Origin of the sequence: Psychrobacillus sp. FSL K6-2843 (assembly GCF_038626375.1) — a bacterium.
GTDB lineage: Bacteria > Bacillota > Bacilli > Bacillales_A > Planococcaceae > Psychrobacillus > Psychrobacillus faecigallinarum.
Genome location: NZ_CP152021.1, coordinates 3081008 through 3106409 on the forward strand (window position 1 = coordinate 3081008; position 25402 = coordinate 3106409).

A 25402-nucleotide genomic window follows, 5' to 3' on the forward strand; every position below is an offset into this window, starting at 1 on the left:
TGAAAGACTATCTTTCTATATATTAACTTACTACTTTTCAAGTTCTTCATCGAATTGTAATTTGCTACATTTAATAATGAGAGTAGTCGGTATAAGCTGTGCTTTTTCAAATGAGTACCATCTATTCACATGGCGTTGTAAATCTGCCTCCTCCGAATACACCTCTTCTATAACTTCTTCGATTTTAAAACCAACGTTTATAAGCTTATTGATTATATGTACTAACTTTAAATTGTTGCATGATTGCTTGAGTATCCCAAAATTCATGGTCATACGGACCTTCCTCTTGATAGGATTTGTTGAAAATAAAGCTTCCTTCTTCATGTTTTACTCTACTATGTAAAGGATGCTCCCAGCTAAAAACAAAAATACCTCCTGGTTTTAAATAGGAATGGATATTCTCTAATGTTTTTTCTAAGTCTGTAGTCCAACCAATTGCAAAAATAGAATATACTACATCAAAATAGTTTAGTGGCAATCCAGGATTCGTTTCCATTGGTGACTGGAATAATCTCACTAAAAATCCTTGTGTCTTTAACAATGTTTTTGCAGCGTTAATTTGGTTTTCCGATAGATCTATACCCCAAAGTTCTCCAGCGCCTCTCTCTCCCATATACAGCAAGGAATGGCCACTTCCACAGCCAATATCCAATACTTTGAGATTTGCTACTTCTCCAAAAAGATTCATTTGCTCCTCACGCGGAGCCATTGGTCCATACTCTGGAAGAGGGTTTCTTCCATAAAAATGTTCTGCTGATTTTTCCCAGCTTTCTTTATTTATCTTCAATGACTCAATATTCATCTTGTTCCTCCATATAATCCAAGTTTTTTCTTTTAATATTCGCTATTTGCTCCTATTATCCTTTTGTTTGCATATAAAAAAACTGACGAACGTTAAAACGTTCGTCAGTTTTCCTAGTTCTCATACAGAATTATTTCTTCTTTTTCTTAGAAGTTTTTTTATAATAATTCGTTTGAGGGTTTGTTGTTGAATTACCAGTCGAAGCTTTAGTTTGTGGATCTGCTGCAACAATAATTTCCTCTTCTTCTGCAAATTCCGTATCATAGCTTAGATTTCTGTAAGCTTGACGATTACCGTCTTTGGAAGAACTCGTACTGTTTTGTTCGTCCTCTTGGGCAAATAGAAGTGGTATACATGCTATTCCGCTCAAGCCAACAAGTGCGTACACTACTCGAGCAAACGCAGAAGTTTGTCCACCGAAGATAGATGCTACTAAATCAAACTCAAAGAATCCGATTAAACCCCAGTTTAATGCACCAATAATAACTAATGCTAAAGCAATTCTGGATATTACTGACATGGACCAACACCTCCTTCATTTTGTGTATGTGAAGCTAGGTAATAAGAAAGGAAAAACGAATTCCTCCATTTGAATCTTAGCGGCGGTGTTCAACTAAATCGATTGCTCCTAACACTATATGTGCCAGGCCAAAACCTATAATTGAACTCGTTATTAATGGTGAGATGCTTCTATTGTTCCTCAACGCTACTCCAGTTGTAGTTACTGCTGTCCCTAATACTGTCGGGATTAATCCCTCGCGAATACTCTCCATAAAAACACTCCTCTCATTAATTGCTATGATTCGTTCTTATCTTTCGCAATAACTATCTGTTTATACAATTCATCGAATACGAGGGAAATTATGATTTTGAATATTTTTCATTGGCTCTAAAATTTTTACATCTTTTGGATTCTCAGTAAGTATCTATATGATATAATTGGACAAATAAATTCTCTATATGAGAAGAGTGACAGGTTTGGGCTTGTTGGTAATAATGGCATTGGCATACTTACCAATCTTTTATAGAATACATAGACGACTGGACAATTTAGAAAAAGAAGTAGAACGTTTCAGAACTGAGCGTTAACTAATAAAAAGGTGTGTGTATTATGTATGGAATAATTGCTTTATTTGATGAAGAAACCGAACAACAGATTATTGAGGTATGGAATGATTTGAAAGATCAAAACATCTCTTCCTATGCATCTGAAGTCAAAGACCGAAAACCACATATAACTATTGCCAGCTATAAAAATTTAAATGTTGAACAATATATAAAAGAAATGGATCGATATTTGCAAGAGAAGGTTTCATTAACTATTTCTTTTGAAACGATTGGGTCATTTATTAATTCTGGAGCACTTTTTTATTCTCCCCTAGTTACTAAAGAATTAATGGATTTTCATATGGACTATCACGAACATTTCAAAAAAATTCAAGAAGAAGACTCGTTATACAATCCAGGTCGTTGGATTCCCCATTGTACAATTGCTAATCGTTTGACTAAGGAAAAACTATTAGAGGCCATGCATCATTGCTCATATAACCAAACATCCATTTATGGTTTTATAAAAGAAATTGCCTTGATTGACACATCGACGGTAGGATACGCACCTATTCTATATTCCAAAAAATTAAAAATTATATAAAGAAAAAACCGCCAAGAGATAGTCTCAGGCGGATATATTATTCCTCTGTTTTCATCGTTTCATTCTGAACTAATTCCGAATCCACATAAACTTTTCGACTTTGAAGGGCAATGGAAACTCCTTCGCGTTCTAAAATTTCCATGATACTAAAGTTAATATCTTCTTTTACCTTTAAAAACTCAGCCCAAACTGTTGTATTAGTAAAGAAATATAAGAAAATATCATACCCATTTTCTTTAAATGCATCAAATTTTACGAAAATCGTTTCTGGGTGAACTCCTGAATGCTTACTTACAAGCTTTTCAATTTCTTTTACTATTAACTCTAATTTTTCCTTAGGCGTCTCTTGAGATACTCGTAGGTTAAAATTAATTTGTCTTTTACCCATTTTACTCCAGTTTGTAATAGGACCATTTGCAATAGTCGCATTCGGCAAGGTGACTACTGCTTGTGCAAAGGTCCGTATTCTTGTGCTTCGGAAAGTTATATCCTCCACTGTTCCCTCAACATCAGGAGTTAAAATCCAATCCCCTATTCTGAAGGGCTTTTCCGTGATAATAACAAAACCACCTAATAGATGAGAAAGAGCATCCTTTGCAGCAAAGGCAATAGCTACTCCTCCTAAACCTAGTCCTGCTACAAATCCACTTACGTTATAACCAAATTCCTCAGCAACAACACTAAAACTAATGACAACAATAATAACTCGTAAAGCCTTTGAAAGAAAAGGAATGAGTATATCATCGATATCGAGGTTATATCTATTTCTCATTTTAGTGAAGAAAGTAGAAGAATCAGATGACATATTATATAATCCCCAGCTTATAAGAATAATATAGGAAACTCTTATAAGCACCAGGAAGAATTTATTAGTTTCATCAAAGTGTGGAAAGAAGCTAGCTGCTACATAAATACCGACTGTAATAAACATCCACTGAATAGGCTTTTCAAAAGAACGAAAAAGATTAGTCAATGTATCGGTCGGAGTTTTATCGCTTAGCCTGATTAACAGGTTAAATACATATTTCGAGAAAATTTTCCTCAAAATAAGAAACACTAATAGTATACCAATAGATATACTAAGATTCTTCCAAAAAATATACGTGATAAAGATAGACCAATCCATAAAACATAATACCTCCTAACAAAATCAATCCATATCATAACACAAATTCTTACTAAACTTTAATGATTTGCTGTTATTAGATAGATTGAAAATGTTCCTTATATGGAGGTTCGCCTTTTTTTCAATAAGTTAAACTTTGTTTCTGAAATAACAATAGCTAATAGTATTAGTATCGCTCCCACAAGCATTTTAACTGTTAATATTTCACTTAATATGATGACCGAGAATACCATACCCCAGAATGATTCCGTTGATAATATAATAGCCGCTTTTGTTTCTGTTATGTACTTTTGAGCAACCGTCTGCATTAAATAAGCAATCGTTGTTGAAAAAACACCTAAGTATAACAAATAAAGAACTCCCTCTGTTTCAACAGAAAAAGTCGTCTCTCCCCTAAAGAATACAATAATCCAAGCAATTAAAGCCGATGTACCCATTTGTACTATCGTTAATACAACTGGATCCTCTTTCTGAACGAAGATAGCAGTGTAAAAAATGTGAAATGCAAAGGCAACTGCACAGCCTAGCGTTAGCAAATCTCCCACATTAATCTCGGCAGACAATTTTAAAGATAGAACTGCAACACCAGCTATTGCTAATATTGCCCCTGTTAGTTCATACATATCGATTTTCCGCTTGTATATTAAAAAACCGATAAAAGGTACAATTACAACATTTACAGCGGTTAAAAATGCATTTTTGGACGGAGTTGTAAATTGAAGCCCCACCGTCTGTAAAGCAAATGCAACATACAAAAATACCCCCAGCACTATTCCGCTTAACAAAGTACGCTTTGTAAGTCTTTTGAACTTTTTAGAAAACAAAACGCTTAATAATAATGCGCCCATTAAAAAACGCACGGCCAATATTTGATAGGGTGTATAGTGCTCCAACGATACCGCACTTGCTACAAATCCGCTCCCCCAAATAATAGCGGTAACAATCAACAATATTTCTCCTATGTATCTTTGCATTCTCTTCACCAACCTAACCAATTTCATACCTGTAAGTATATCGTATAGATTGAATAAATAACTATTTTACTTTAAAAAAACAAGTCAAGTTCTTGCAGGAATAGTTTACAAAAAAATGGTTGATTTCTATTTTAACCGGACGCGTTCCGTGGGGTTGTGATGGCTCATCTGTCTCACTCTGTACAGCTTGATGCAACAAATTCTTCTAATAAATGTTAAGCTCTTTACTTCAGAAAAATTTAAGATTTATCGTCTATAATAATTATATTTGCTAAGATTGACCTATATTTATAACAATTAATATTGAAATGGAGGCATTTTCACCTTGAAAACAAGAACAATACTAATTATCGATGACGAAACAGAAATTGCCCAACTTGTTTCGATTCATTTGCAAAACGAAGGATTCAAAACCTTACAGGCACATAATGGCCTTGAAGGTCTTGAAATATTTAAGAATAATCCTATTGATCTCGTCATTTTAGATATTATGATGCCTCATTTAAATGGTCATGAGGTGCTTACACAAATACGCCAAACACATCAAACACCAATCATTTTTTTAAGCGCCAAGCAATCAGACTTCGATAAAATTAGCGGGCTTGTCATCGGCGCAGATGATTATATGACAAAGCCCTTTAATCCTTTAGAGTTAGTCGCTCGGGTTAAAGCACAATTAAGAAGAGCCTTTCAGTGGAGTCAAACGGAACAGACAAACACGAAGGATATTATTCAACTTCAAAATCTCATTATCAAAGCAAGTGAAAGAACCATCACGGTAAATGATGAAAAAGTTGATTTAACCCCTAAGGAATTTGATATTTTATTATTGTTAGCAAGCTCCCCTAACCAAGTATTTAGTTCTGAGCAAATCTTTGAAAAGGTTTGGAAGGAGCAATATTTTGAAGGGGCTAATACCGTCATGGTTCATATTCGCACGTTACGAAAAAAATTAAATGATTCGAACAAAGCTAAAAAAATCATCGAAACGGTTTGGGGAGTAGGCTATAAAATCAATGAATAAATTTATACACAGCTTCCGCATGCGCATTATTTATTTGTTTATAAAAAGCTTACTCATTGCAGCATTTATTACATTTTCCATTTATAAGCTATTGCAGCTTTATTACCGAAAAAATGTTTATTACGGTGACACCTATATGTATTACCGTCAATTGATGCGACAAATCGGCGATGTCTATGTATTCATGGTCATTTATATACCGTTGGCCATTATCATTTTCTATTTGTTAACAAGAACGTACACAAAATATTTTAAGGAGATTTCTGAAGGCATCCGTCATTTAGCAGATGGTGACTTTTCCTACAAAACACAAATTTCCTCCAATGATGAATTCCAATACATTGCGAAAGATATTAATGAGGCAAGTACCCGATTGAAGCAAGCAATTGAATCACAAGCATTGTCTCAGAGTAGTAAAGAAACATTGATTGCCAATTTAGCGCATGATTTACGGACACCATTAACGTCTGTCATTGGTTATTTAAACTTATTGCAAAATCAACTCAACTTAACGCCTGCACAAATAGAAGAATACACAAAAATTGCCTATAATAAATCACAATATTTAGAGGAGCTCATTGAAACATTATTTGATATTTCTAAATTAGATTTATCTTTAACTTTAAACACAACGGAACAAACGACTATTAATATACAACAATTACTTCTTCAATTGATTAATGAAATGTATCCCCTCATTGATGAGAGGGATGCCAAAATCGAAGAAAGCATTGAACCGAATCTATTCACTATGGGGAATGGAAAGGAACTAGCACGTGTTTTTGAAAATTTATTAAGTAATGCCCTACGGTACGGTGACTTGACAGAGCCTATACAAATCATAGCCAAAAAAACTAGCAAGACAATCGAGATTCGCCTCAGTAACCACGGTAGACCAATTTCTGAGGATGACCTGCCTCACCTTTTTGATATGTTTTATACAGTAGATCAATCGAGAAGTTTACAAAAAAAGCAAACGGGGCTAGGTTTGTATATAGCCAAAACAATAGTGGAAAAACATCATGGGTCCATCCATGTTTGGAATGGAGAGCAGAGAATTCATTTTGAGGTAACGCTTCCTCTCGATTTAAGAAATATTTAAGCTTTTACCCACTTTCTATTTAAACTCTCTTCCTTAAGCTAGGAACTATTAGAAAAGGAGAGAGTTTACATGAAAAAAATATTAGTGGCCATTGTATTGATAATTATTGGTTTTCCATTCATTTTAAAGAATTCTCCAGCTCTAGAGCAGGAAATCCCGTTACATAATGAATCTGTCCATAACGGAGAGCTAATCTTAGTCAATAAAGAAACAAAACTACAGCAAGACCCAACTAACTTAGCTGTTATTCCATCAAACCTAGCGAGTAATGTCGTCGTAGATTCAGAGTACCTGCTTGAAAAGAAAGTCATAGAACCTTTACAGAAAATGTTTGAACAAGCTGCTAATGATGGTATTCATCACTTTAAAATCAATAGTGCCTACCGTAGCGGAAATCTACAACAGCAACTTTATGAGGAAAATGGTGCTAGTTATGCACTTCCTACTGGATATAGCGAACATCAAAGTGGCCTTTCCTTAGATATTGGATCCACTCAAGGTACGATGGAGAAAACGTTAGAAGGTGAATGGCTGGCAAAGAATGCTGCTGATTACGGCTTTATATTACGTTACCCCAAAAACAAAGTAGACGTTACGGGCATTGCTTTTGAGCCTTGGCATTTCCGCTATGTTGGTCTGCCTCATAGTGTCATGATGGAGAAAAAGAATTTTGCGTTGGAGGAATATTTGTTATTTTTAAAAGAAAAGCGACATTATAAAAAACAAATAAAAGGTATTACTTATTATGTCCAGTATGTTGAAAACATGGAGGTTGCTCACATACCAAATACTGATCAAGTTAATATTTCTGGAGACAATCATACTGGGTATATCATTACTTCTGTTATTAATTAATGCGATTCATGGTTATAAAATAAGGAAAGTGAAGACAAGCCAAAATCGGCTTGTCTTCACTTTTTTAAGAACCTTTAACATGCTTAAACAAACATATTTAATATTAAGACTCCTGCTAATCCAACTAAGGAGATAATCGTTACCATTACAGACCATGTTTTAATCGTTTTCCCGATAGACAGGTTAAAGTATTCTTTATAGATCCAGAACCCTGCATCATTTACATGAGAGAAAGTTACACTACCAGCACCTGCTGCTAATACCATAAGCTCTGGACTTACACCAGTAATTCCAACTAAAGGCGCTGCTATACCAGCAGCAGTCATACCAGCAACTGTAGCAGATCCAACTGAAATCCTTAAGATAGCAGCAATTAACCACGTCATTAACAATGGTGAAAGAGTAGAACCAGCCATTATATCTGAGATATACACATCAATTTGACTATCAATCAGCACTTGCTTGAACGCACCGCCTGCAGCAATAATTAGAAGAATCATAGCAATCCCACCAACTGCATCAGAAACAGATTGCATTATATCCTTCATCTTTTTGCCTCTGTTTATACCAAATGTAAAGAATGCAAAAATTACTGACAATAGCAATGCCACGTTTGCATTACCGATAAAATCAAAGAACGGCATAACAGCTGAGTCAGGTGCAATAATTTCAACCACTACCTGAGAGCCTATTAAAATAACCGGCATAAGAGAAGTAATAATACTTGTAACAAATCCTGGCATCTCTTCTTCCGTGAACTCTTTAGGATTAAATAAACCCTTTGGAATCTCTACCTCTAAAAAATCCTTTTTAAATAACTTTGTGTATAAAGGACCTGCTAGAATAATCGCTGGAATCGCAATTAAAATTCCATATAGCATTGTTTTACCTATATTGGCATCAAACACACTTGCCACAGCAGTTGGTCCAGGATGTGGTGGTACGAAGCCATGCATAGTAATTAGTGCGGCTATAACCGGCATACCAATGTATAAGACTGGTACTCCAGCGGCAGTTGCAATTGTAAATACTAAAGGAATCAGTACTACTACTCCTGTTTCAAAAAACAACGCAATTCCCACTACAGAAGCTGTAAGTACCGCAGCTAGCTGGACTCTCTTTTTACCAAAAGAGTTTATCAGGGTATTGGCTATTTTCTGAGCACCACCTGAATCCGTCATTAGCTTACCAAGTATTGCTCCAAATACAATAATCATAGTCAGACTTCCGAGTGTTCCCCCTAGCCCGCCTTGAACAGATGTCATAGCTTCTAAAGGGGTCATACCTTCTAATATCCCAACGACTAAAGCAACTAAAATCAATGAGATAAAAGCGTTCAACTTGAATACAATCATTAATAAAAGTAATAGGGCAACCCCTATACAAATAGATACTATTGGCATTGTAATCCTCATTTCTATAAATGTTATTTAAATTCTATTTATTTGAATCAATTTTAAAAGTCAGAATTATACAAAAAGATAATACGGAAATATAAAATAGAAATACATACTTTTTAATCATAAAGTATAATTGATTTTCGCTCTAAGCGGACGCTTTCCGCGGGGTGAGCGATAAGCCATCACCGTCGCTTACGCGTCGGGTGTGATGTCTCATCTGTCTCACTCATCCCGCCGGAGTCGCCGCCTGCCGCTACAATCAACCATGTGTTAAATAGTCATTTTTTATCAGTAAAGTACTCAGGTTAACTTAATTAAGATAAAATTTTAGAAATAGGTAAAGTACTACTTATGAAGTTTACAAACTTATTTATTTGCAAATAGACGAACAAATTTCGTCATTACTGGTTCCATTGCCTGTTGCATTTCAGACATAACAGTTGATAGATGAACCATATTTTTAGAAGCTAAGTAGTCTTGCATAAAAGAAACGGCAGCCATCGATACTTCAGTATTGACGTTCACTTTACATATACCAAGTTGGACTGCATCTTTTACTACAGCCTCTGGAGTACCAGAGCCCCCGTGTAATACTAAAGGAAGATCTACTGCTTGCTGGATTCTCTTTAGTAAGGGTAGATCGATCTTTGGCTCTCCCTTATACATACCATGCACCGTACCAATCGCTGCAGCTAGGAAATCTACTCCCGTAGCTTCCACAAACGCTTTGGCAGCCTTTGGATCGGTTAAAGTTCCCGTTCCCTCTTCCTCATCAGAAAATTCTCCTTTGGCTAAAGATCCTATTTCTGCCTCTACAGATACACCTGCCATATGCGCAATTTCAACTATTTCCTTCGTCAGGCGGACATTTTCCTCGAATGGATGTGCAGAACCATCAAACATTACTGAAGTGAAACCACATCTAATAGCGCGGATAATAGATTCTTTTTCATAGGCATGGTCTAGATGTAAAGCAACCGGCACTGTTGCTTTTTCAGCCATCGCTTTAACCATTGCTGCAAATCCCTCTACATCAACTGTCGGGAAGTATCTTTCTCCTAATGCAATGATGACAGGCTGATTTTCTTGTTCTGCTACCTTGATCGCTGCTTGGACTGTTTCTAAGCTATATACATTAAAGGCAGCAACAGCATATTGATCGCGTTGAGCATCCGTTAGTATTTTTTTTGTATCCACTATCATCTTTAGAATCTCCCCTTATCTATTCAACATGTCTACTGTCTCTTTTAGTGTTGTTACCGCTCCCACATTTCCTGGGAAAATAACGTAAGCTATTCCTGGAAATTTACTTTCTTCACCAGTGAGCCACACTGGAATACCTGGCTTGATTTGCCCAGCTACTGTAGCTCTTTTTACTTCTAAACCTCTTGTCCCAATATCACTCGAAGTAATACCGCCTTTAGCGATTATGAAGTTCGGGCGAATACTTAGACGTTGAACAATGCTAGTAACTGCATCTGAAATTTGAACAGAAAGTTTTAGCTCTTCTTCCTTTTTACCTTCGCCTAAATCTAGTCGTTCCCGTCTTGTATAAACTGTGACTGTCTTGCCTTCTTTAATAAGGCTCTCGGTTGTTTCAATCACACGATCAATTTCTTGTTGGAATTTATTTGCCTCTAAAACTAAATGGCAATCAAACTCGATAAATTCAATAGATTCGTTTGTTTTCAACACTTCTAATTGCTCGGTAGTTTTTTTCACATGAGATCCCACTAAAATTAACCCGCCATGATTTGTTTCTTCCTTAATCAATTCTTCTCTTGTTAAAAGTGATTTATCGCTAACTCCTCCAATAACCTTTGTGAGCGCTGCTGCACTTCTAAACATAAATTGCTTTCCAGCCTTCATAGCCTTCACTAGGGCTATAACAAAAATCTCGACATCTACGTAATCTACTGCATTTACGACTACCTTATCGAAATTTTTAACTTGTAGCAGTTGGTTTGTAATACCTTCTACATTCAATTCTCGTAAGCTAGTTAATGAAATATAAGTTGTTTTTTCAGCAGTATACTTACCTTCCGTTTTTTCTTCTACCCATTCACCTAAATGAGACTTTTTATATCCGAAGGTTCTATCTTTTGCGAACTCTGTCTCTCCCGCAGGAACCAATTGTTCGTCATATTGCACATAGTGAATATTGTCTGTTGTGAACCGCCCGCCCTCCTTGAAGAAAGGAAGGATTACCTCACCGTCATATTGAACATTAGAATTCTGTTCAACCGTATTTTTTAAAACTTCCGTTTCAAGTGGATAATGACCTCTTAGAGTGGAATCTCCTCGACTAATAACAATAAAATCTTTGTTTACTTTATTGGCTACCTTCACAATATTTTCAGCAATCTCTATATGAGCTTGTTCCGTTTCTGCCGCAGTAAAGCCTCGAGAATTGGTTAATAGAAAGAACATTGTATTGTCTTCCTTGAAGCCCATCTCAATACTTTCTATAGACCAATCTGTATAAACAGAAATTCCGTGTACGGTTTGAACACCGGTTGGATCATCATCTAAAACGATAATTTTTTTATTTAAATTACGTAATTCATCTTTCAGCATTTGTTGAACTAATTTTGTATCTACCGAAGGAATAGATGCTAATACCTCTTGTGTATTGCGTGCTTCTTTACTGTTTATCATCATTACGCTCTCCCTACTTCAACATTCGCAAGTTTTTCGTAATACTGAACAATTCCACCATGGTCATCTGCTGCTTTTCCATCTACTTTTAAAGCATGGAAAATTTCGACTAGCTGACTTGACAATGGAAGAGGAACACCAATTTCGTGCGCTGTTTCCATCACATTTGTCATATCCTTAAGATTAATGTCAATTCTTCCTCCAGCAACAAAGTTACGGTCTAGAATTAGTGGAACCTTTGCATCTAGCACTGCACTTCCCGCTAATCCACCACGAATTGCTTGGTACATTTTTTCTACATCGATTCCTGCTTTAGCAGCTAGCACTAATGCCTCGGACATTGCTGCAATGTTTAAGTTCACTATAACTTGGTTTGCTAATTTTGCAGTAGTACCACTACCATTCCCACCAACTAAAGTAACTTCAGCTCCCATTGCATATAAAACGTCCTTCACTTGATCAAAAGCTTCTTCTTTCCCACCAACCATGATTGCAAGTGTACCGTCGATTGCTTTTGGCTCTCCTCCACTTACGGGCGCATCTAACATTTCTACACCTTGTTTTCTCGCCTTTTCCGCAATCTCTTTAGAAACTACAGGAGAAATAGAACTCATATCTATAATTACAGAGCCTTCTTTAGCTCCACTAAGTACTCCATTTTCTCCTAGCACTACTTGCTGTACGTGATGAGATGCAGGAAGCATTGTAATAATCACTTCACTGTTTTCCCCAATGACCTTTGCTGAATCTCCCGCAGTTGCCCCGGCATCAATTAATGCCTGCACTGCTTCTTTATTTAAATCATTTACCATTACTTCAAAACCTTTAGACAATAAATTTATCGCCATTGGTTTTCCCATAATTCCTAATCCGATAAAGCCAACTTTTTTAGCCATAATATATATTTCCTCCTAGTGTTTTTGTAATAATTATTAAGTTTTTATAATTGAAACCGCTTGCAGGTTATTTCAATAAAGCTATTGTATACTCTTTTTTCATTTTTGTATACATTTTAGACACATTTGTATCCATTAAAAATCAAGATTTTTTCTAAACTATCTTTCTTTCTTTATTTTTGTTAAGTTTATGGTAGAGAATTAATGGACTTTAGGAGTGAATTAAATGGGAATGTTACATTCAAATAGTCGGACAGCTTCCCAGCAAGCATACGAGGAAATAAGAGATCGGATTTTAAATGGAGAAATTACTGGAGGCACAAAAGTAGTTGAAGAAAAACTTGCTACGGAAACAGGCTTTAGTCGCACTCCTATTCGCGAGGCTCTTCGTCAGCTAACGAACGAAGGCCTCATCGTAAACAAAAAAGTCGTTCAACCTTCCGAAAAGGACCTACGGAACCTTTTTCAAATGAGGATTCTATTAGAGGGCTTTGCTGCAAAGACAGCAGCTACCTATTTACCAGAGCAAGATTTGGAGACTTTAGCAAACTGTATTAAGGTTGGTAGGGAAGGAACTCCAGAAGAAATTATGGAGGCAAATGAACTCTTTCACCAAATTATTGTTAATTCTAGTGGTAATTCTCATATGATTGAAACAATTGATCGGATGAAATCTATTATTTATTTGTTCCGAAAAACTGTAGTATTATATAAGCGACCACAACTGATAGATGAGCATGAGGAAATTTACAAGGCTATTTCCCAGCAGGATACCGAACAAGCAAAAGAGTTGATGGAGAAGCATTTACAAGCAGATTTAGACTTTTGTCTCCATATTCTCAATGTTTCAAGAAATTAAAAAGGATGGTTGTGACAATGTCACACCATCCTTTTTCCATCAATTATCTAGCTCAAGTACCTCTTTATATATAATCAAGGCATATTTGTATATTTGAGCATTTATCTGCTCATCTAAATTTCTATATTCCTTATCGGCTTTTTCAATTATTTTTATGAAATCTGCTTCTAGACTTTCATAATTAGGACCTTCAAATCCACGGCTTTCTATTACCTCAAAAATATTCACCATTTCTTTCAAATAAGCCTTCTCAATCTCAGCGTAATCATTAGCACCAATCTGCTCCAACATTATAGCCAGTCGTCTTAAGTATTCGTGAGTACCCATCTGTTTGATTGGCTGTGAAAACCAATTGAGTAAGCTTTCATGTCCACCGCTTTCCATCTCACAAAAATAATTAAATAAAATATAGAAATCATTCATTTTTTCATTTTCTGTCGGAAAAGAGTAGTTTCCATAGGCGGCTAAAACTGCATTCCAAATGTCATCGTTAGTGAGTATCTCACTTCGCTTGATTTTCATGTTTGGAGCCCCCTGACTTGGTTTTGAACTATACTCCTCAAGCTTTACTTATACTCTTATATCCAGCCTATCAATATTTCGAATAGCAAGATACGCAACGGTTAGGCCAATCACTGCCAACGATAACGGAATTATAATTATATCGTTTAATGAAAAGCTACCATTATTGTTGGAAACAATCATTACTATTAAAATCGAAGTGATAATAGTAGTGGGAATTGAATATTTCTTCATTCCAAAGTAAAGCGGAATTAGTGCCATACATGAGGCAGAAATTGCATTCATCAATACACTCACACTATGTTCTTGCAAAAAGTCAGCTGTTAACGAACCTGGAATTAGCTGATAGTTTACGGTTAGATAGTAGTAGACAGTTGTAATAAAAACATTAGAAATAATAATCCATGTAAAGGTAAAAATAATTATAATTGTCAGCTTTGCTGCTATAAGTTTCTTTCTGCTTATTGGATACATAAATAAAGTAGTAATCGTTTTCTTTTTGAATTCTCCTATTATTAGCTTAGCTATTAGAGTGGAGGCAAAGATGATAAAGGTCGCTCGAACAAAGGATTCTATAACTCCTATAGCCTCCTGATAATTCACAAAGTCAGTATCTCCCTCCATTTTAGATATAAAGGAAATAAGAAACATAAAACCGAGAATAACAAAATTAGCAATTATCGCGTTGCGTGAATAGGAAGACAACTTAAACTTTTTCATTTCTAGCTTCATCAGTTTAAACACTTACTACACCTCCATTAATAAGCTTCATGAAATAATCCTCCAAAGAGCTCGTTTTTTTACTAATGGCCTCAATTTCTATATCATGTTCGTACAATACTTTGGAAATCATTTGTTGGGAGACTGACGATTCATATATTCGAATACAATGATCATCAACCATTTTAAAGTTAACTAGCTGTAATTTGTCGCTCAATAGAAAAGCGGCTTTTTTTCCATCCTGAACGACCAATTCTATATAGTCAGATTGACTTTGAGCTAACTGATTCATAGAGATTTCTTTTATTAGCTTTCCATTATTAATAACACCAATTGTATCTGCTAATTGTTCTATTTCGCCTAATATATGACTAGAGACGAGAATCGTAATTCCATATTCCTTACAAAGCATTTCAAATAATTCTCGCATTTCTTTAATGCCAATGGGATCTAATCCGTTTATTGGTTCATCTAAAATAAGCAATTCTGGCTTTGTGATGATGGCACGCGCAATTCCTAAACGTTGCTTCATTCCAAGGGAAAACTCTTTTACTCGTTTACCTCCTGTATGAAGATTCACCATTTCTAATACTTTCTCTATTTCCTTCTTGTCGTAAAAGCCCATGTACTCACAATGAAGATCCAATGTTTCTCTAGCAGTTAGTTTCTCATAAAATATAGGGTACTCAATTATTGATCCGATTCTTTTAAGTACCTCATATGACCGATCTGTTAGCTTTTCACCAAAAATCTCTATTTCCCCATTTGTTGGCTTTATAAGATTAGTAATCATTTTCATGACAGTTGTTTTACCAGCACCATTAGGACCTAAAAACCCATAAATCTCTCCCTTTTGCACATGCATGTTAACAGAAGATACAACTTCCCTTCCTTCGAATACTTTCGTCAAATGATTGGTTTTCAATATATACGACATTAGAACCCTCTCCCTATTTCTTACTATCCTTAGTATAGGAAATGAACCTCTCTTTTTTATTAATACAATCTTACGAATTTCTTAAGTTCTTCTAGCTTTTTTAATATGTTATTCGTTTCAAGGTAGCTGTAAAGACAGTCTTTTCATAAGGAATACTTGAGAGCTGAATAGAACCTCCCATTATTTCCAGAAGTCGCTTTGTAATCGTTAGGCCAAGACCACTGCCTTGGAAGGATTTGTTTCTAGAATCCTCCATGGTGTATGTTCTTTCAAAGACCCGATCCACATGGTATTCATCAATTCCTTTTCCTTTATCCCAAATATCAATGTAGATGTAAGCTTCGTCATTTCTCAAAGCTAATCCAATTATCTTGCCTTCAGCACCGTATGTTAGAGCATTAGATAAAAGATTGTTCAAAGCCCTATCAATTGCCTCTTCATTACCAAATGCATAAAGAGGGGCTTCTGGAATATCAATTTTAATATCCATATTCATCGCTGTTACCATATCGTAGAAGGTTAGAATGTTCTTACGACATATTTCGTTTATGTTTACCTTAGATAGTGGGTAGTGCTGGTCGCCCGCTTCTATTTTAGCTAAATCAAAAAATGTATGAATAATTTTAAGTACTTCATTTGTTTTAGTATGTAGTTTAAGAAGTAATTGTCTTCTTTCCTCCTCATTTAAGGAGTGGTCAATTTCTAGCATTTCAATATATCCAAGAATTACTGTTAACGGTGTTTTTAAATCATGGGATACATTTGAGAGCATCTTCCTCATGGACTCTTCTAACCTTGTATGGGTTACTAAAACCTTTTGTTTTTCAACTAATAGCTCATTAATCATATTTAACAATTGCATGAGCTCTTTATGTTCTGTATGTGCCAAGACTTTCTCTATAGTGTTTTCTTGAACAATCATTTGAAGCTTTTGGTGTGCGTAGGCAATGTTAGAGGTAAGGTTTCTTTTTTCTTTGTATTGGAAAAAAATGAGACCAATTAACAATGCAATTATGATAAATAATATAAGCACCATATCAGAAACCTTCCAACTTATAGCCAATCCCCCACAAAGTCTTTATATACCTTGGGTTAGAGGGTTCTACTTCAATTTTCTCCCGAAGCCTTCTCATATGCACATTAATAATATTTTCATCCCCATAATATTCATCTTTCCAAACTAGCTGATAAATTTGTTGTTTAGTAAATACACGGTTTTGATTGGCAGCAAATAACTTTAAGATAGCAAACTCTTTTGCAGTTAGTTTTAAATTTTCATTTCCTTTAGTAACAGTAAAATTCTTAACATCTATTTTTAAATCTCCTATTATAAGGACATCCTCGCTTACATTTAGCTCCTTTGAATATTTTGTGGCTCTTCTTATAGCAGCCTTAACTCTGGCAGAAAGCTCGAGTAACGAAAAAGGCTTGGCAAGATAATCATCTGCCCCTAATCCCAGTCCTAATGCTTTGTCCACATCGCTATCCTTTGCTGACATGATTAGTATAGGTACAGCGCTTTTCTCACGAATAATTCTCAGCACTTCCAAGCCATCTAATTTGGGCATCATAATATCTAAGATAACTAAGTCATAGGCTGACACCACATTTTGTTGGACTGCAGCTTCTCCGTTATTTACGGTAGTAATTAGAAAACCTTCACTTCTTAAATACTTTTCTACCATCTCACAAATAGATTCATCGTCTTCCACTAATAAAATACGTTTAGGCATTCCTTTACACCTCTTATATACGCTTTTTCTCTTAATCATATCTAATTAATGGAAGTAAATATATATATAAACTAATTTTTCTCCATGTTTATTTTAATAAGCTACTTCAAAATAAAGTAAAAAAATAATATAAATTTATCTATTGAATTGTATCCTACTTTCTATATAATAAATTCTTGTGTTTCAAAAAAATATGAAAAGGATGGGGATAAATGAAAAGAACCCTTACAGCAGTTTTAGCATCCGCAATGCTATTATTATCTGCGTGCTCAGAGAACACAGATTTACAAGCGGAGGTTAACAAGGAAGTAGACACAAAAGCGTCAGCCGAAACTACTGTGGCAGTTAAACCAACAATGATTAAAGGCGAAGACTATGATGAAATGGGCGGTGCTGATGCTTATGCAGAAGCAGGCGACAATGCAGAGTCTCGTTACTTCAAAGCACCTGAGTTTTATAACATGAAATCAGATGATCAATTACTACTAATCGAAAATTTTCAAACGATGCAGCAAACAACAGAATGGTCTTGTGGTCCAGCAACAGCTTTAATGGTTGCTAATCATTTTGGATATACGGAAATGACGGAGATGGATATTGCCGAGCAAATGAAAGCAATGACCGACTTAGACACTCCGGGGGCTAAACCTGGTTCAGCAAATAACTTCCCCGAATATGGAACCGACGTTAGCCAGCTTCACAACTTCTTTACTAGTTTAGAAGGCTTTGAAGTTGTTGAGACAAGCTATAAAGTGAATTATTCAACAGAGGATCTTATTCAAGAAACAGATGGAGCAACTGGAAACAATGTAGGAAACCTACCTGCTACCTTCACGTGGAATAGCTTATATGCTTCTGAAAACAGCGATACAACCGATGCTTGGGTTTCAGATGCAAAGGATAGCTATTTTGTTAAGTGGTTAACTAGCCACCTTTCCAACGATCGTCCAATTATGGTTGAGTGGGCAGATTGGGACGGACATTGGCAAGCAATCATTGGCTATGATAATAATGGTACACCTGGTATTGGTGATGACATGCTCATCTTTGCTGACCCGTATGATACATCAGACCATTGGCAGGATGGATATTACTTCTATCCTTTAGAAAGATGGTTTGGACAATGGAATGATCGTAATATTGCGCCAAAGCCATTCCAATTACAGCCTTACATCGTTGTAGATTATAAAAAATAAATAATAAAGAGAGCAATGACTACCGTCAAAGCTCTCTTTTTTTTGCTACCCCAACTTCCAAAATCAACATCAATACATCTATACGAAGGTCTTCCTACTAACCACTGAACAGTTTCTAAAAATCTGTCGATTGCTTTCATTATCCTGTTTTTATATGATAATAAAGCAAATAGACAACACATTGTTCAGTAATTAAGTAAAGGAGAATGTAAAATGAATAAAAAATATATTTTTATGTTTGGTTCATTAATTATAACTATTGGATTGATCCTTGCAGCCGTAATTACCAACGACGACATAGTGTCTTATCTAATGATATTCTTTTGTGTAGGATTAGGGCTAGCTTTACTGCGTTTATTAGTGAATAGTGCTATCAAAAAAATGAAGGGGAAAAGCATTTGGACTAAACTCCTATTCTTCGCTGTTCTCCTAGGGTTTGGTCTACCTTTCCAAAACTGGTTCCGCAAAGATGTGATTTTTGCCATGGATTCTGATTATATCCTTCGCTGCATTGTCATTACTGTTATGGGAGTTATTTTCATGACCTTCCTTTTCGGGATGCTGTTAGCTAAAAAACGTCAGACACAAGTTGAAATAGTCGAGTAAGCTAAAAAAAAGAAGCACCATCATCCAAATAAGTGAATGAAGGTGCTTCTACTATTTTTTAAAGGATTATGTGGGTCGTTAACTCCAAACTTCAACATTTACTATTTTCATGTTCAGAGCTTGTTATTTTTATAAATGTTTTAGTAAATACGTACAAAGTGGGTCTATATAATCGGCCTTTGGATGTTCACTTAACAACAATCTAGTTAACTCCGTACGGTTATATTTTATAGTTTCTAGTCTCTTAAACTCTGGAGTACTCCCTAAACTATATAAATCATTTTTGTATTTTTCATGTATTTCTTTTACTTCTTTAGAGGTTAAATCGATAGTTACTTGATATAGTAAAACCAATGATTTTCCTCCGCGTTTGATCAACCATGGTCTTAATGGAGATTTACATTTCGTTTTAGTTAGGTCAATGCCTAGCTCTTCTTGAATCTCCCTTTCAATGTTTTTATGTATATTGATATACCCTTCTTCTAAATCATTTTCGTCTAATCCACCAGGGGCAAATTGAATTCTATCTGGATTAGCTGTTCCTTCATTCATATGACCAAAAACTATATATTGGTCCGAAGTAAGGATGAGTGTAGCGGGGTAGACAACAATACAGTCATACTGAGATTGTAATTCCATTTTCCTACTATAAAGAAAATGGGCATAATCAGTATGGGTAAGGGAAATAAGTAGATTCTTTTCATTCTCTTGAACTTGTTCAATACTAAAAACCTTTCCTCGATTGAATATGCCTTTTCTGTTAATATTCTCCCAGTATTGATTTATTTTTGTTCTTATTTCTCCTGGTAAATCTACCTGCTTATCTAAAACATTTATCCTTATATTTGTAGGTATCTTTTCTAAATTAATATTATCGAAAACCTCCATATGTAACCTCTATTCTCAGTTATTTATTCATCTCTTGTAGGCTTTTTTATAGCCAAACAACAAACTAATCTCATCCAAAAATTTGAGCATCTTGATATAAACCGTTCTCATCAATATCTACTACTATCGTGTGTCCCCAAAATAAGTCTCCATCGTCATAATATAATTCTGCGTTTCCCTCACAAAAGATTAACATTCCCTGCATTTTAATTCGTTTTTTAAATTCATCCTTATTGGTCATTCTTCCTTCATTCCACACTTCGTTATGTAGCTGCAGTAAATCCTCTGCTATTTTTTCTTTATATAATTCCTCAGAGACTTTTATTGTTTCAAAGGTATTTTCAGCTACTTCAAATACTAAATCTTTATCAAATGACTCAACAGATATAGTTACATCTATAAAATAACCTTTCTGTATTTCGACTTTTCCCTCATAATTACCCCTATCTATATCAAAGGTTAGAACATCAAAAATACATTTATTTTCCATATTTTACCTCCCATTATTACTCTTCCCTATCTAACAGCTACTCAGTTTATGTATAACAATATTCTCTTTAATTCTACAAATACAGCACTAATACCTTTTTCAGTCATCCTTGAAATTTATTAATGCTAAAAAAGACAGCAAGCTCAAAATTATTGAGCTTGCTGTCTTTTGAATACATATTTTCTTATAAAACCTTTTCTAGAAATTCTTTTGCACGCTCCGATTTTGGAGAGCTAAAGAATTCATTTGGTGGCGTGTCCTCTACTAATACTCCACCATCCAAAAATAAAATACGATCTGCTACCTCTTTGGCAAAGTTCATCTCGTGTGTCACGATAATCATCGTCATTCCTGATTCAGCTAAATCCTTCATAACCGCCAAAACCTCTTTTACCATCTCTGGGTCTAGGGCAGATGTCGGTTCATCGAATAGCATCACAGAAGGGTTCATCGCTAAGGCACGGGCAATAGCTACACGTTGCTTTTGTCCTCCTGACAAGCGATTTGGATATTCTGAACGTTTCTCAAAGAGTCCAACCTTTCTTAAAAGGTCCTCAGCAGTGGCTGTCGCCTCTGCCTTTGATTTCCCTTGAACCTGCATTGGTGCATAAGTTAGATTCTCTAATACCGTTTTATGAGGAAACAGATAAAAATGCTGAAAGACCATTCCTACATTTTCACGTACCTTCATAATATTTGTTTTTTTATCCGTCACGACATCATTTCCAATACTAATAACACCGCTTGTTGGAATTTCTAAAAGATTCAAGCAACGCAAAAAGGTAGACTTACCAGAACCGGATGGTCCAATGATTGCAATTACTTCCTGTTCCTTTATTTCCGTGGAAATGTTCTTTAAGACTTCATTTTTTCCAAATGATTTATATAATTTTTCTACTTTAATCACTTCTACTCATCCTCTTTTCTAGCTTCTTGCCAAGGAATGATAAAATAAGTGTAAGAATATAGTACATCACTCCGGCAATCATTAATGCCTCTAAATAACGATAAGAAGAACCACCAACGACATAAGCACGACGCATTATATCTAAAGCCCCGATCACTGTTACAATTGCAGATTCCTTCGTTAAAGTTATAAATTCATTCATAAGAGCAGGCATGATATTTTTCATAGCTTGTGGCAGGATAATATCCTTCATCATCTTTGCGTATGGAATGCCTAAAGCTAATGAAGCTTCCAACTGGCCTTTATCAACAGCATTGATACCTCCACGAATAATCTCTGAGATATACGCACCAGAGTTTAAACCAAATGCAATTATTGCTGCAGGCATTGGCTCAATATTAATATCAAAAAGCTGAGGAATTGCATAATAAATAATCATCAATTGTAAAACGAGTGGAGTTCCTCGAAAAATGGACGTATAAAAGTCTGCAAACCATCTCAATGCGGTAATTTTACCAATTTTACATAGAGCCAATAAAATACCTAAAACTAATCCTATAATTGTGGCTCCAACAACTATTTGAAGTGTAACACCTATTCCTTTTGCAATATAAGGAATAGAGGGAACGACTGCAGAAAAATCTAACATATCGTTACCCTCCTTTCTATCTAACTATTATATTTTTTATGCTAAATTATTCTGCTTCTACTACAAACCATTTTTCTCTAAGCTCATCAATTTTTCCTTCTTCAATTAGCTCATTGATAGCATTATCAAATTTCTCTTTAAGTTCACTGCCTTCTGGAAATACAGCTGCCTTATAATCGATTTCATCTACTACTACTGGGAAGAATGTAAGGTCATCATTACGCTTTACATAGTTTTCTGCAACAATATCTTCAATGATTGCACCATCGAAACGCTTTGTCATTAATTCTTGAATAACCTCTGGTATTAAGTTGCGGCTCTCCACTTTCATATCTACTGTTTGCGCTACTTCATTCGCTAGCTCTTCTTGAATAGATGAAATTTGAACACCAACTGTTTTACCAGCTAAATCTTCCACTGATTTAATGCCACTATCTTTTTTAGTTACGACCATTTGCACTGTTTCGTTATAAGGAACAGAGAAGTCAACTACTTTGTCGCGTTCCTCTGTTGGTGTCATTCCTGATAATACGAAATCTAATTTACCTGCTTGAATCGCTGGGATTAATCCGTTAAAATCGATGTTTTCCACTTCAATCTCATATCCTAGTTTTTCCCCGATTAAATTTGCTAGATCAATATCAAAACCGATAATTTCTTCACCTTTTGCAGTGTCCACATATTCAAATGGTGGATAATCAGCTGAAGTACCCATTTTTAAAACTTGTTTTTCTTCTGAAGGAGATGATGCATTACCAGAATCTTTCGCCGTATCCTCTTTTGTTCCACATGCTGCTAGAATTGCTATAATCATTGCTAATATAACTAAAAGTAATTTATTTTTCATGATTGTTACTCCTTTTTCTATTTTATTTTGTTTCATTTGTATATCGAATAATTGCTTTTTCAAGCATTTTTAATCCATCATCAATTTGTTCCTTTGTTACTGTTAATGGAGGAATCATACGAATAACTTCGCCCACGTTTCCACAGAGATAGAAGAGCACGCCTTCCTCTAATGCGTAATCGAGAATTTTCATGACTGCCTGTCCATCTGGCTCTCCTGTTTCAAGGTTGGAGATTTCAATTCCGATCATTAAGCCGACAGAGCGAACATCACTAATTATCGCGTATTTTGCTTTTAGCTCATTTAATTTCTTCGTTGCATACGCCCCTACCACTTTAGAGTTTTCAACTAAGTTTTCCTCGTGAAAAATTTCTAATGTGGTCAATGCCACAGAACACGCTATCGGATTTCCACCGAAAGTAGTTCCATGCATACCAATTGGCCATTTCTTCATTAACTCTTTAGAAGCAACAGTTGCACTAAGTGGCAGCCCAGAGGCGATTCCTTTAGCGATGGCCATGATATCGGGAGTTACTCCAAAATATTGGGAAGCAAACCATTCACCAGTTCGACCAAATCCAGTTTGAACTTCATCAAATATTAATAGTATTCCATGTTCATCACATATCTCTCGGATTCTCTTTACCCAAGATTTAGGAGGGATAATGTAGCCGCCCTCGCCTAGAACTGGTTCTAAAATAACGCATGCAACCTCTTCAGGAGTTACCTGATGCTTAAAGAGCCGCTTGAAATCTTTTTCTAACTGCTCTACACAGTATACTTCCGGGTCCATACCCTCTGGACAGCTCTTCGCGTCTGCATAAGGAATTTGGTAGGATAAATGCGATGGCTGTAAAAATTTCCGATACTTGCTTTTGGATGTTGTAACGCTTAATGCACCAAGTGAACGTCCATGAAAACAGCCTGTAAACGAAACCACATAAGGTCTTTCAGTGACAAACTTCGCTAGCTTTAAAGCCCCTTCAATAGCTTCGGTTCCGCTATTTGCAAAAAAGAAACAATCTAAATCTCCAGGCAACACTTCACCAAGATTTTTGGAAAGCTGGAGAATGGATTCATACATGATGACACCTGACGGACCATGTACTAATTGATCGGCAGCATCCTTGATGCTTTGAACGATTTTAGGATGACGATGCCCAGTATTCGTTACGGCTATACCTGAAGTAAAATCTAAATATTTTTTACCGTCTGCACCAAAATAATAACAGCCTTCTTCCTTGACTATTGGGATATTAGGATGGTCCTTTGCCATACTAGGTGCCAGAAAGTCTTCCATATTATCATATAAATTCAACCAATTACTCATATTGCTCACCTTCGCTTTTCTTCTACTATCATTTTCCAGATAGAATCATAGAATATATATTTAAATATTTATTAGCTAATGGATTTTTCTAATATTTATATAATATATGCCTTTATGTATAATTATACAATAGTAAATTTATGCAAAATAAAAGTTTAAATATGTCGAATTTTCAAATTAAAAATAATTAGTATTTTCAAGAGTACACTCTCTTCTTACTGAAGAGAGTGCTTACCTCAAATATGCTCCGTAATTTCTCGTGTCAACAACCAACGTCCCTTTATCTCTTCCCAATCCTCTAACGTAAAAAAACGAGTTAACTCTTGTCCGTTCTTTTCAATAATCATCTCATAAAATACTACGAACCTACCTGCATCACGCTGTCTAATAATTCGATGTTCAAATCTTTTTTTGGCGCCCTGTAAGGCTTCCACTGTCTCCCTCATCCCCTGTACAGCTTCTGGACGGTCAAAGAACTCTGGCCTTTCAACATGACCATTAAAAAAAGTAACATAGTAATTTTGAGTCATAATTTCAAGACCTTCAGTTTTACCGGTAGACATTGCTACATTCCATGCTTGAATAAAGTCATCATGCACTTGTGTGAACTGTTCTACGGACGTTTGAAAAACATCTGCCATCAAATCCCCCCTATTATTTTGTCATCCTATCCCGGCTCAAACTGCTATAGAGAAAAGAGTCTCTCCAGCCGTCCTTCAATAAAATATTTTCTCTTAATAATCCTTCCTGTATCATACCTACTTTCTTTAAAACCTTTTCTGATGCAATATTTCGGACATCACAAGTAGCAGAAATACGGTTTAGCTTCAGCTCTTTAAATCCAAAATCAAGTAGTAAATGCGCAACCTGTGTAGCTATACCGTTACCCCAAAAGTTTGGATGTATTATATAGCCCATTTCTCCATTCTTATTGGCGTAATCTACATGAAATAGTTCTCCAGCTCCAATCATCTTATTACTTGTCTTTTCTACAACAGCAAACACATACCTAGTTCTTTTATCTTTCATAACGTCAGCTAAGACTTCCTTCAAGTAAGTTTTAGTGTCTTCGATACTATTTGGTCCCCAAGGCTGGTATTTGCAAACCTCTTCGTTAGATGCATAACCATGAATATCCATGAGAAAGCCATCTGTCATTTCAGTTAAGTATATGGTGTTGTTTTCTAGTCCATTCTCCATTTGAGGAATCTCCTATTTCTATTTACTTTC

Annotated in this window: 29 protein-coding genes; 7 read left to right on the forward strand and 22 right to left on the reverse strand. The window is 35.5% G+C overall.

The window, feature by feature from the left end; all coding sequences use genetic code 11:
- Nucleotides 1–205: 205 nt before the first annotated feature.
- The 3 genes from MKY94_RS15605 to MKY94_RS15615 all read right to left on the reverse strand — a co-directional run bounded on the left by MKY94_RS15605 (nt 206) and on the right by MKY94_RS15615 (nt 1575).
- Nucleotides 206–802 carry a methyltransferase domain-containing protein gene (locus MKY94_RS15605; RefSeq protein WP_342577347.1) on the reverse strand — a complete coding sequence of 199 codons (597 nt, stop codon included), beginning with the start codon at nt 800–802 and terminating at the stop codon, nt 206–208.
- A 130-nt stretch (nt 803–932) separates the two neighbouring features.
- Nucleotides 933–1322 (reverse strand): DUF378 domain-containing protein, encoded by a 390-nt coding sequence (locus tag MKY94_RS15610; RefSeq protein WP_151113090.1) that lies wholly within the window; start codon nt 1320–1322, stop codon nt 933–935.
- 76 nt (nt 1323–1398) lie between these two features.
- Nucleotides 1399–1575 (reverse strand): asparagine synthase, encoded by a 177-nt coding sequence (locus MKY94_RS15615; protein WP_144539033.1) that lies wholly within the window; start codon nt 1573–1575, stop codon nt 1399–1401.
- A gap of 338 nt (nt 1576–1913) precedes the next feature.
- Between MKY94_RS15615 and MKY94_RS15620 the strand changes: the two genes are divergently transcribed.
- A complete protein-coding gene (locus MKY94_RS15620; RefSeq protein ID WP_154310086.1) occupies nt 1914–2453 on the forward strand; it encodes a 2'-5' RNA ligase family protein in 540 nt (179 codons plus the stop codon).
- A gap of 37 nt (nt 2454–2490) precedes the next feature.
- Here the strand turns inward: MKY94_RS15620 and MKY94_RS15625 are convergent, their stop codons facing one another.
- Together MKY94_RS15625 and MKY94_RS15630 are read right to left on the reverse strand one after the other, a co-directional pair.
- A complete protein-coding gene (locus MKY94_RS15625; RefSeq protein WP_144539037.1) occupies nt 2491–3579 on the reverse strand; it encodes a mechanosensitive ion channel family protein in 1089 nt (362 codons plus the stop codon).
- A 98-nt stretch (nt 3580–3677) separates the two neighbouring features.
- Nucleotides 3678–4553, reverse strand: coding sequence for a DMT family transporter (locus MKY94_RS15630; RefSeq protein ID WP_342577348.1), 876 nt, complete (start codon nt 4551–4553; stop codon nt 3678–3680).
- A 325-nt stretch (nt 4554–4878) separates the two neighbouring features.
- Between MKY94_RS15630 and MKY94_RS15635 the strand changes: the two genes are divergently transcribed.
- The 3 genes from MKY94_RS15635 (at nt 4879) to MKY94_RS15645 (ending at nt 7534) form a co-directional block, all read left to right on the forward strand.
- Nucleotides 4879–5577: a response regulator transcription factor gene (locus MKY94_RS15635; protein WP_144539039.1), complete on the forward strand. Its 699-nt coding sequence runs from the start codon at nt 4879–4881 to the stop codon at nt 5575–5577.
- Nucleotides 5570–6679 carry a HAMP domain-containing sensor histidine kinase gene (locus tag MKY94_RS15640; protein WP_144539041.1) on the forward strand — a complete coding sequence of 370 codons (1110 nt, stop codon included), beginning with the start codon at nt 5570–5572 and terminating at the stop codon, nt 6677–6679. The genes MKY94_RS15635 and MKY94_RS15640 overlap by 8 nt, the downstream gene beginning before the upstream one ends.
- Before the next feature lie 69 nt (nt 6680–6748).
- Nucleotides 6749–7534 carry a M15 family metallopeptidase gene (locus tag MKY94_RS15645; RefSeq protein WP_342577349.1) on the forward strand — a complete coding sequence of 262 codons (786 nt, stop codon included), beginning with the start codon at nt 6749–6751 and terminating at the stop codon, nt 7532–7534.
- Between the two features lie 83 nt (nt 7535–7617).
- On the opposite strand, the gene MKY94_RS15650 is transcribed toward MKY94_RS15645, so the two are convergent.
- The 4 genes from MKY94_RS15650 to garR all read right to left on the reverse strand — a co-directional run bounded on the left by MKY94_RS15650 (nt 7618) and on the right by garR (nt 12488).
- Nucleotides 7618–8937 carry a gluconate:H+ symporter gene (locus MKY94_RS15650; protein ID WP_144539045.1) on the reverse strand — a complete coding sequence of 440 codons (1320 nt, stop codon included), beginning with the start codon at nt 8935–8937 and terminating at the stop codon, nt 7618–7620.
- Between the two features lie 363 nt (nt 8938–9300).
- The gene (locus MKY94_RS15655; RefSeq protein ID WP_151113082.1) at nt 9301–10137 is read right to left on the reverse strand and encodes a class II fructose-bisphosphate aldolase; all 837 of its coding nucleotides are present in this window, start codon (nt 10135–10137) and stop codon (nt 9301–9303) included.
- Between the two features lie 15 nt (nt 10138–10152).
- Nucleotides 10153–11592: a four-carbon acid sugar kinase family protein gene (locus MKY94_RS15660; protein WP_342578692.1), complete on the reverse strand. Its 1440-nt coding sequence runs from the start codon at nt 11590–11592 to the stop codon at nt 10153–10155.
- A 2-nt stretch (nt 11593–11594) separates the two neighbouring features.
- On the reverse strand, nt 11595–12488 hold the full coding sequence (gene garR, locus MKY94_RS15665) for a 2-hydroxy-3-oxopropionate reductase (RefSeq protein WP_144539051.1): 894 nt from the start codon (nt 12486–12488) through the stop codon (nt 11595–11597).
- Between the two features lie 232 nt (nt 12489–12720).
- Here garR and MKY94_RS15670 point away from each other — a divergent pair, with 232 nt between their 5' ends.
- Nucleotides 12721–13347: a GntR family transcriptional regulator gene (locus MKY94_RS15670; RefSeq protein WP_144539182.1), complete on the forward strand. Its 627-nt coding sequence runs from the start codon at nt 12721–12723 to the stop codon at nt 13345–13347.
- Between the two features lie 39 nt (nt 13348–13386).
- Here the strand turns inward: MKY94_RS15670 and MKY94_RS15675 are convergent, their stop codons facing one another.
- The 5 genes from MKY94_RS15675 to MKY94_RS15695 all read right to left on the reverse strand — a co-directional run bounded on the left by MKY94_RS15675 (nt 13387) and on the right by MKY94_RS15695 (nt 17259).
- Nucleotides 13387–13869 (reverse strand): hypothetical protein, encoded by a 483-nt coding sequence (locus tag MKY94_RS15675; protein WP_144539053.1) that lies wholly within the window; start codon nt 13867–13869, stop codon nt 13387–13389.
- A gap of 48 nt (nt 13870–13917) precedes the next feature.
- Entirely contained in the window at nt 13918–14613 is a 696-nt protein-coding gene (locus MKY94_RS15680) for an ABC transporter permease (RefSeq protein WP_191697622.1), read from the reverse strand.
- Nucleotides 14606–15526, reverse strand: a complete 921-nt coding sequence (locus MKY94_RS15685) for an ABC transporter ATP-binding protein (RefSeq protein WP_151113072.1) — start codon at nt 15524–15526, stop codon at nt 14606–14608. The genes MKY94_RS15680 and MKY94_RS15685 overlap by 8 nt, the downstream gene beginning before the upstream one ends.
- Before the next feature lie 100 nt (nt 15527–15626).
- A complete protein-coding gene (locus MKY94_RS15690) occupies nt 15627–16562 on the reverse strand; it encodes a sensor histidine kinase (protein ID WP_154310081.1) in 936 nt (311 codons plus the stop codon).
- 1 nt (nt 16563) lies between these two features.
- Nucleotides 16564–17259: a response regulator transcription factor gene (locus MKY94_RS15695; protein ID WP_154310080.1), complete on the reverse strand. Its 696-nt coding sequence runs from the start codon at nt 17257–17259 to the stop codon at nt 16564–16566.
- 212 nt (nt 17260–17471) lie between these two features.
- On the opposite strand from MKY94_RS15695, the gene MKY94_RS15700 reads away from it, so the two are divergent.
- The gene (locus MKY94_RS15700) at nt 17472–18455 is read left to right on the forward strand and encodes a C39 family peptidase (protein ID WP_151113066.1); all 984 of its coding nucleotides are present in this window, start codon (nt 17472–17474) and stop codon (nt 18453–18455) included.
- 213 nt (nt 18456–18668) lie between these two features.
- Nucleotides 18669–19061, forward strand: a complete 393-nt coding sequence (locus MKY94_RS15705) for an MFS transporter permease (RefSeq protein WP_151113064.1) — start codon at nt 18669–18671, stop codon at nt 19059–19061.
- Nucleotides 19062–19190: 129 nt separating this feature from the next.
- Here the strand turns inward: MKY94_RS15705 and MKY94_RS15710 are convergent, their stop codons facing one another.
- The 8 genes from MKY94_RS15710 to MKY94_RS15745 form a co-directional block, all read right to left on the reverse strand.
- Nucleotides 19191–19949 carry a hypothetical protein gene (locus tag MKY94_RS15710; RefSeq protein WP_342577350.1) on the reverse strand — a complete coding sequence of 253 codons (759 nt, stop codon included), beginning with the start codon at nt 19947–19949 and terminating at the stop codon, nt 19191–19193.
- A gap of 70 nt (nt 19950–20019) precedes the next feature.
- Nucleotides 20020–20439 (reverse strand): DUF2262 domain-containing protein, encoded by a 420-nt coding sequence (locus tag MKY94_RS15715; protein WP_144539069.1) that lies wholly within the window; start codon nt 20437–20439, stop codon nt 20020–20022.
- A 184-nt stretch (nt 20440–20623) separates the two neighbouring features.
- Nucleotides 20624–21346 carry an amino acid ABC transporter ATP-binding protein gene (locus tag MKY94_RS15720; RefSeq protein ID WP_144539071.1) on the reverse strand — a complete coding sequence of 241 codons (723 nt, stop codon included), beginning with the start codon at nt 21344–21346 and terminating at the stop codon, nt 20624–20626.
- Nucleotides 21339–21995 carry an amino acid ABC transporter permease gene (locus MKY94_RS15725; protein WP_144539073.1) on the reverse strand — a complete coding sequence of 219 codons (657 nt, stop codon included), beginning with the start codon at nt 21993–21995 and terminating at the stop codon, nt 21339–21341. The genes MKY94_RS15720 and MKY94_RS15725 overlap by 8 nt, the downstream gene beginning before the upstream one ends.
- Nucleotides 21996–22041: 46 nt before the next feature.
- Complete coding sequence (locus tag MKY94_RS15730; RefSeq protein ID WP_144539075.1) at nt 22042–22842, reverse strand: transporter substrate-binding domain-containing protein; 801 nt, start codon at nt 22840–22842, stop codon at nt 22042–22044.
- Between the two features lie 22 nt (nt 22843–22864).
- Nucleotides 22865–24172: an aspartate aminotransferase family protein gene (locus tag MKY94_RS15735; RefSeq protein ID WP_144539077.1), complete on the reverse strand. Its 1308-nt coding sequence runs from the start codon at nt 24170–24172 to the stop codon at nt 22865–22867.
- Nucleotides 24173–24408: 236 nt separating this feature from the next.
- Complete coding sequence (locus MKY94_RS15740) at nt 24409–24813, reverse strand: hypothetical protein (protein ID WP_342577352.1); 405 nt, start codon at nt 24811–24813, stop codon at nt 24409–24411.
- 13 nt (nt 24814–24826) lie between these two features.
- On the reverse strand, nt 24827–25372 hold the full coding sequence (locus MKY94_RS15745) for a GNAT family protein (protein ID WP_151113062.1): 546 nt from the start codon (nt 25370–25372) through the stop codon (nt 24827–24829).
- Nucleotides 25373–25402 lie beyond the last annotated feature (30 nt).